Genomic DNA, 6,815 nt, shown 5'->3' with positions numbered 1-6,815 from the left:
GAAAATCCCCGTGTCCTTGGTTCGATTCCGAGTCCGGGCACCAAATTCATATCAACGGACCTCCACGGAGGTCCGTTTTTGCATTCTAAGCCCGCCAAAAGCAACACTTCTACAATCCCTTAACTCCACCCAGCTCAATCAACTTCAACCCGCATCAAGTCCCTTGCGAGGGTATAACTGAGGGTATAGTCTGATTCGATAAAATTTATACCCTTTTTACTATCAGGAGATACCGCCAATGGCGCTCACTGACGCTAAAATCCGTGCAGCTAAACCGGATGATAAACCTTATAAACTTGCCGACAGCGGCAACATGTTTTTGCTTGTTCACCCTAACGGCTCGCGCTACTGGCGGCTCCGATACCGATTTCTGGGCAAAGAGAAAACACTTGCTCTGGGCGTCTATCCTGAAGTCTCGTTATCAGAAGCAAGGGAAAAACGCGATACTGCGAGGAAGCTGATAGCTGAGGGAACTGACCCTTGCGAACAGAAACGGATCAAAAAATCTGTACCCGAAACAGCTCAGACATTTGAAGGCATCGCAAGACAGTGGCATAAGAGCAATAAAAAATGGTCGGATTCTCATAGCGAGAAAATACTGAAAAGCCTGGAGACACATGTGTTTCCCTTTATTGGCTCACGTGACATTACCACCCTCAGGACTCCCGATTTACTTGTTCCCGTTAAAGCAGCCGAAGCTAAAGAGATTTATGAGATTGCAGCCCGCCTTCAGCAGCGTATCACTGCAATCATGCGCTATGCTGCTCAGTCAGGCATTATCAGTTATAACCCTGCCGTAGATATGGCTGGTGCTTTAACGACGGTGAAACGCCAGCATCGCCCTGCCCTCGCCTTAAATCGTATTTCAGAGCTACTTGAACGGCTGGATGCCTACAGAGGACAACCTCTCACCCGACTGGCAACTAAACTTACCCTGCTTATCTTCATCCGTTCCAGTGAGCTTCGCTTTGCCAGGTGGTCTGAGATCGACTTCAGGAAAGCCATGTGGACCATTCCTCCAGAGCGGAAACCGATTGAAGGGGTGAAGTATTCCTATCGTGGCTCAAAAATGCGGACAGAGCATCTGGTGCCACTCTCGACTCAGGCGCTGGAGATTCTGAAAGAGATCCACACCATCAGCGGGGAATATGAGCTGATTTTCACTGGCGATCACAATCCGTGGAAACCCATGAGTGAAAATACGGTGAATAACGCGTTACGCCTGATGGGGTACGATACAAAGGTCGATGTCTGTGGCCACGGCTTCCGGGCAATGGCCTGTAGTTCGTTGATTGAGTCAGGGTTATGGTCGAGAGATGCTGTTGAACGCCAGATGAGCCATCAGGAACGTAATGGCGTACGTGCAGCTTACATTCATAAAGCGGAGTTTCTGGATGAACGCAGGCTCATGCTGCAGTGGTGGGGGGATTTTCTGGATGCAAACCATGAAAAGCCGGTCTCACCTTTCGATTACGCCAGACAATAATTATAATCTTTTCTCCCGGCAGAAATGCCGGGAGAATGTTTCCTTATTTTATTTTTTTCCCTGTATACCTTTATTCACAGAGGTATTGGAGGCTCACTAACACCTGACCCTGAGCTGAAATATTTTACGCAGGGACAGTGGATTACCTATACTACCCAGGTTAAAGCCTGCCACAGCAATTAATGATAAAATAAGACACGAAATAACGGGATGCCACTATGAGCTTTTTAACGGATGAAGAAATTAATGCACTGACAATAAAACGAATGATTTTCCATGTCGTTGGCGGGGAACTGGAGATCCCCGTGCTGCTCAGTGAAATATCACCGCCTGAACACGTCGATTTTTTTCTGGAGCGGATTAAATCTGCATTAAGCGGTAACATGTTCCGGTTTACGGAATTGTCCAATACAGAGCGTATTCTGCGCCTCATCAGGAACCATGCCGATACCAACACCAGTAGTTTCACCGAACAGTCCACCTTTCTTGCAAACGATTTTCAGTCTCACCATCACACCAAGAATGCCAGTATGGGGGTATTCTTTCTTTTTGAGCTTCGCACCCTCAACGATGAAAAACTGTTTGCTCTCATTAAATATGATAATGAAGATGTGGTGCGTTACGTGCTGGATGAAGAAGGAAACGAGTTTCAGGTCCCCAGACTCGAACGTTTCCGCGAAAGTTTCGTCAAGAAAGCGGAAGCCATGCAGAAAATTGCTCTGGTCCGCCTGACGGCAGATGCTCAGGGTGGACAGGTTGTCGTACGGGATCGCAGCAAACGAACCAATATCTCCGTTTATTTTGAGCGTTTTTTGCAGGTACAACGAGTCAACAGTACAACCGACCTCAGCAACAAACTGGTTGCCGCGCTTAAGGATGTCTTCAAAAAGCACCGCGACCTGCTGCCGGACGACATCAGACGCAGTGGTGTTAACAAGATTTATGAAACGTTACATCACGGGGCACAGGATTTTAATACCGATGAGCCGCTTTCCCTGCTGAACCAGATTTTTGGACCAATGGAAGAAGATCATCCACTGGTCAAATCCTTCACCCGAAAAATAAAAGACCTGGGCATTTCAGGTGAATCTTTCCGGATCGTCCCTGAGAACATCCCTAAGCCACGGAAAAGAAAACTGGAAACACTGGAAGATGTTATCGTTATCTACGATGAGGATAATGCCCCGGATATCGAAACGATGGAAGACGGGCGAAAACGTATAGTGATTGTGACTGCTGGGCTGGTGACAGATGACATCGATACTGGAAAAAATCGGTAAGGCAATTGACTGCTCACGCCGCGCATCTGATCTGGTGATCACGGAAGATCAGCAAACAACCACCCGGAAACTGTTCATTTCCGGAACCATGGATAATGACACCCTTCAGTTATGGGGAGATGTGATAGATACTGATGCTGAAAACCTTAGGATCACCTTTGTTGATGAAAGTCGGGATGATATCCACCCTGCGCAGGGTGTCCCCGGTCAGAAACACTTTATCACCATAATCAGCGATGAGATCCCCGGGATCCTGCGACTCTTCACCCTGGAAGGGTGGCGCACGTTTTTACTCCAGGATCCTAGGCTTCGTCAGTATCACCGTATCTACGCCCTGTTTGTCAATGAATCGTTTGAAACACAACAGTGGAAGGTTGTGCCATGGAAACAGATGCAGCCGGAAGAGAGCGAAACCAACGCCCCCACCCGGACAGTCTCCGCCACAAAAAGTATTATCAGGTGTTTTTCAACCGACTTTCTTCCTCCGGATACCATCACCCCCTGGATCCTGATATCCGGCGATAAAATGACCGACGAACCCATGAAGCTCTGGGCGTCGCTCGCCTGCCGGGAGTTGTTGAAGTGTTTCGCCAATGAGCTTTTTTCCGCTGAAATAAAAAAAGTCGGATTGTCCGGAAAACCGCCACGGAAAATCTCTTTCGGGGAAGAACATGAGACTCTGTCCGCCTTTGACGTCATTCAGGAAACGGCAAAATGGATTTTTCTGGAAGGGGACGAAATTGAGCTTAAACATACCTTTCTGTCCAGCGAACTGGCCAGAGAATGGCCGGAGGGTGTCACATTCTGTGAAGGCATTGTGTACCGGCTCCCCCCTGCGCTGGAGTCAGCCAGGCTGCTCTACAAGGCCCATATCCGGACGGGGGGAAAAGACACCCTGAAATCGCTGGGCGATTTGCGAAAAAACCTGACAGAGGATACCCAAAAAATTCTGCAGCAGTCGCGAGACCTGTCTTCCGCGTTGTGGAAAGATATGGCCCTGGTTATCAGCACGCTGGTTCTTCGCTACAGTCTGGAGGCTCTGAAGGCAAGTGGTCCGCAAAAAGTGTATGCCCTGGCATTTTGTGCACTGGCCCTGTATATCGCCATCTCATACGGGGTGTCGGTCTATATCAACAGGCATTCCCTTTTACTGCTGGGAAAAAACAGAACCACCTGGAGAAATAAGTTATATGGTTTTCTGGATGAACAGGATTACCAGGAGCTGGCAGGTCTTCCTGTTAATGCCGCAATGCAGTCATATCACCGGGTTGAGCGACTAACGTCGATCATAGTACTTATTCTGGTCACACTATTACTCACGGCAGCAGCGAGTGAATTCTGGTCGATCAGTATGCTCTTTCAGTCTGGCTACACCTGGGTTATGAGTGGGCTACAGTTTCTGACTCCTTCGTGGGTCCAATGCGGACCGAACGGGGTTCTTGTGTATCCTTCAGGGCTGAAATGAAGCAATCAGAGATCATACTCAGCCCTGATATCGAAGGATCAGACTGGCATGCCGTAACGAGGGGGTATTACTTAACGGTAAAACTGTCAGAAAATTAATGAAAGAGCTGGGGATTAGCAGTCTGATCCGCATAAAAAAATACCGATCATACAGAGGGTCAGAAGGTAGAACCTGCGATAACATCCTGAAGCGACAGTTTGATGCAGAGCGACCAAACGAGAAGTGGGTAACAGATGTCACTGAATTTAAAGTAAATGGTCGGAAGCTTTATTTATCACCGATAATGGATCTTTATAATGGTGAAATTATCGCTTACAACCTTGCTGCCCATCCATTGCCATCGATGGTGAATACTATGCTCACCGACGCTATGAAACTGTTGGCTAAAGCTGAACGACCACTCCTGCATAGCGATCAAGGTTGGCAATATCAGATGCCGCGATGGCAGCAATGGCTAATGAGCAATGGTATAACCCAGAGCATGTCACGTAAGGGAAATTGCCTTGATAATGCCGCAATAGAGAGCTTCTTCGGGACGTTGAAAGCTGAATGCTATTACCTTAATGAGTACAAAAGCGTGGAAGAGTTAAAACGAGACATCACCAGCTATATTGATTATTACAACAATCTGAGAATAAAAGAAAAACTTGGAGGCCTTAGTACGGTAGAATACCGACTAAGGCAAGCTGCATAGGGTTGTCCAAGATCTGGGGCGCAGACCAATAAGTAGTGGGAACCAAAGTGTCAGATATGCAGAAAAATGTAACTCCCGGCAGACGTAAAGGCTGCCCTAATTATTCTCCGGAGTTTAAGCAGCAGCTCGTTGCCGCCTCCTGCTAACCCGGGATATCCATCTCAAAACTGGCGCTTGAAAATGGCATTAACGCTAATCTGTTGTTCAAATGGCACCAGCAGTGGCGAGAGGGAAAGCTGCTATTACCTTCCTCAGAGCGTCCTCAGCTACTTCCTGTGGCTCTCGATGCCACCGCCGTACAGCCAGAACAGCCCGCTGAGAACTCAGAGCTCAGCATCAGCTGTGAAGTGAGCTTCCGGCACGGGACGCTCCGCCTCAATGGCTCTGTCAGCGCAAAACTTCTGACTCTGCTGATACAGGAACTGAAGCGATGATCCCGTTACCTTCCGGGACCAAAATCTGGCTGCTTGCCGGTATCATCGATATGCGTAATAGCTTCAACGGCCTCACCGCAAAGGTGCAGACAGCGCTCAAAGATGATCCGATGTCCGGCCACGTATTCATCTTCCGGGGCCTTAGCGGCAGTCAGGTCAAACTGCTGTGGTCAACCGGCGACGGGCTGTGCCTGCTGACCAAACGGCTGGAGCGCGGCCGCTTCGCCTGGCCGTCGGCCCGCGATGGCAAAGTGTTCCTGACGCCGGCACAACTGGCGATGCTCCTCGAGGGCATCGACTGGCGACAGCCTAAAAGGCTGCTGACATCCCTGACCATGCTGTAGTCCTCTTTATCCTGGTTGTTGCTGTATAAGCCTGGTAAAATACGGGCTTATGAACGACACCTCTTCTGACGACATCCTTCAGCTGAAACAGCGCCTTGCCGAACAGGAAGCGCTGAACCAGGCCCTGCTGGAAAAACTGGCCTCCCGTGAACGCGAAATAGACTATCTGCAGGCGCAACTGGACAAGCTCCGCCGGATGAACTTCGGCAGTCGTTCCGAAAAGGTCTCCCGCCGTATCGCGCAGATGGAAGCTGACCTGAACAAAGTAATAATGCTGCTCAGATTCAACGTGGTAATCGATATTCACTTTCGCTTTTTTAATATGCAGGTAGCGCCATGGATGTACCGGCAGAGGGCGAAGCGCGGCCTGATCCAATCTTGCGAAGGCTTCCCTGCGATTGCCGGGAATCTTTTTGAAGGGGTGCGCATTGAGGCTGGCAACCAGCGTACGGATACAGTGGTTCAGCTCCGACAGCGAGAAGAAGACCTGGTGACGTAACCGGGCCAGGAACCAGCGTTCGACGATTTGCACGCCTACCTCCGCTTTGGGTTTGTCTCTGGGCTTTCGGGGACGGGCGGGTATCACTGCAACCTGATAATGCTCAGCCAGTTGCTGGTAGGATGGATTCAGCTCGGGATCGTAACGGCAGGCCTTGTTTACCGCGCTTTTCAGATTATCCGGTACCAGTATTTCGGGTACTCCACCAAAGAACTCCAGCATCCTGACATGGCTGAGAAGCCAGTCCTGCAGTGACTGCGTCCAGGTGGCTTCAGCGAAGGTATAATTTGAGGCCCCCAGAACGGCTACGAAGATCTGTGCCTGGCGGCATTCGCCAGTTTCCGGCGAGATGACAGTAATCGTTGGCCCGCAGTAGTCGATAAAGCATTTTTCCCCGGCGATATGCTGCTGGCGCATGGAGCGCTTCTGCAACTGGCACCATGCCTGATAGCAGTAGCAGAACTGTGAGTAGCTGTATGCCCTGACAGGTACCCGCTGACAGTATTCCTCCCATAACAGATGACGGGTGACGCCTTTTTTACGCAGCTCCATGTGGATTTCAGCCCAGTCAGGATCCCCCAGTTCGCCAGGACGGCTGTCGGACTCCGGATAC

4 protein-coding genes and 3 pseudogenes are annotated in these 6,815 nt (G+C 49.8%); 6 read left to right on the top strand and 1 reads right to left on the bottom strand.

Annotation, left to right across the window (positions count from 1 at the left end):
* Window positions 1–238 precede the first annotated feature (238 nt).
* The 6 genes and pseudogenes from OGV69_RS23465 to OGV69_RS23440 all read left to right on the top strand — a co-directional run.
* A complete protein-coding gene (locus OGV69_RS23465) occupies window positions 239–1,486 on the top strand; it encodes a tyrosine-type recombinase/integrase (protein ID WP_047357843.1) in 1,248 nt (415 codons plus the stop codon).
* A gap of 218 nt (window positions 1,487–1,704) precedes the next feature.
* Window positions 1,705–2,766 carry a nucleoid-associated protein gene (locus OGV69_RS23460; protein ID WP_047357844.1) on the top strand — a complete coding sequence of 354 codons (1,062 nt, stop codon included), beginning with the start codon at window positions 1,705–1,707 and terminating at the stop codon, window positions 2,764–2,766.
* The gene (locus OGV69_RS23455; RefSeq protein WP_048999018.1) at window positions 2,738–4,231 is read left to right on the top strand and encodes a hypothetical protein; all 1,494 of its coding nucleotides are present in this window, start codon (window positions 2,738–2,740) and stop codon (window positions 4,229–4,231) included. The genes OGV69_RS23460 and OGV69_RS23455 overlap by 29 nt, the downstream gene beginning before the upstream one ends.
* 28 nt (window positions 4,232–4,259) lie before the next feature.
* Window positions 4,260–4,925, top strand: a pseudogene (locus OGV69_RS23450) (IS3 family transposase); the annotation flags it as partial.
* Window positions 4,926–5,355: 430 nt separating this feature from the next.
* Window positions 5,356–5,703, top strand: coding sequence for an IS66 family insertion sequence element accessory protein TnpB (tnpB, locus tag OGV69_RS23445; protein ID WP_047357846.1), 348 nt, complete (start codon window positions 5,356–5,358; stop codon window positions 5,701–5,703).
* 49 nt (window positions 5,704–5,752) lie between these two features.
* Window positions 5,753–5,971 (top strand): annotated as a pseudogene (locus OGV69_RS23440) (IS66 family transposase); the annotation flags it as partial.
* Here the strand turns inward: OGV69_RS23440 and istA are convergent.
* Window positions 5,963–6,805 (bottom strand): annotated as a pseudogene (istA, locus tag OGV69_RS23435) (IS21 family transposase); the annotation flags it as partial. The pseudogenes OGV69_RS23440 and istA overlap by 9 nt on opposite strands.
* Window positions 6,806–6,815: the final 10 nt, after the last annotated feature.

It is taken from the genome of Citrobacter sp. Cc139 (genome assembly GCF_030334645.1).
GTDB lineage: Bacteria > Pseudomonadota > Gammaproteobacteria > Enterobacterales > Enterobacteriaceae > Citrobacter > Citrobacter werkmanii.
The sequence above is the reverse complement of the archived record's forward strand: the minus strand, read 5'-3'. Positions and strand labels throughout refer to the sequence as shown.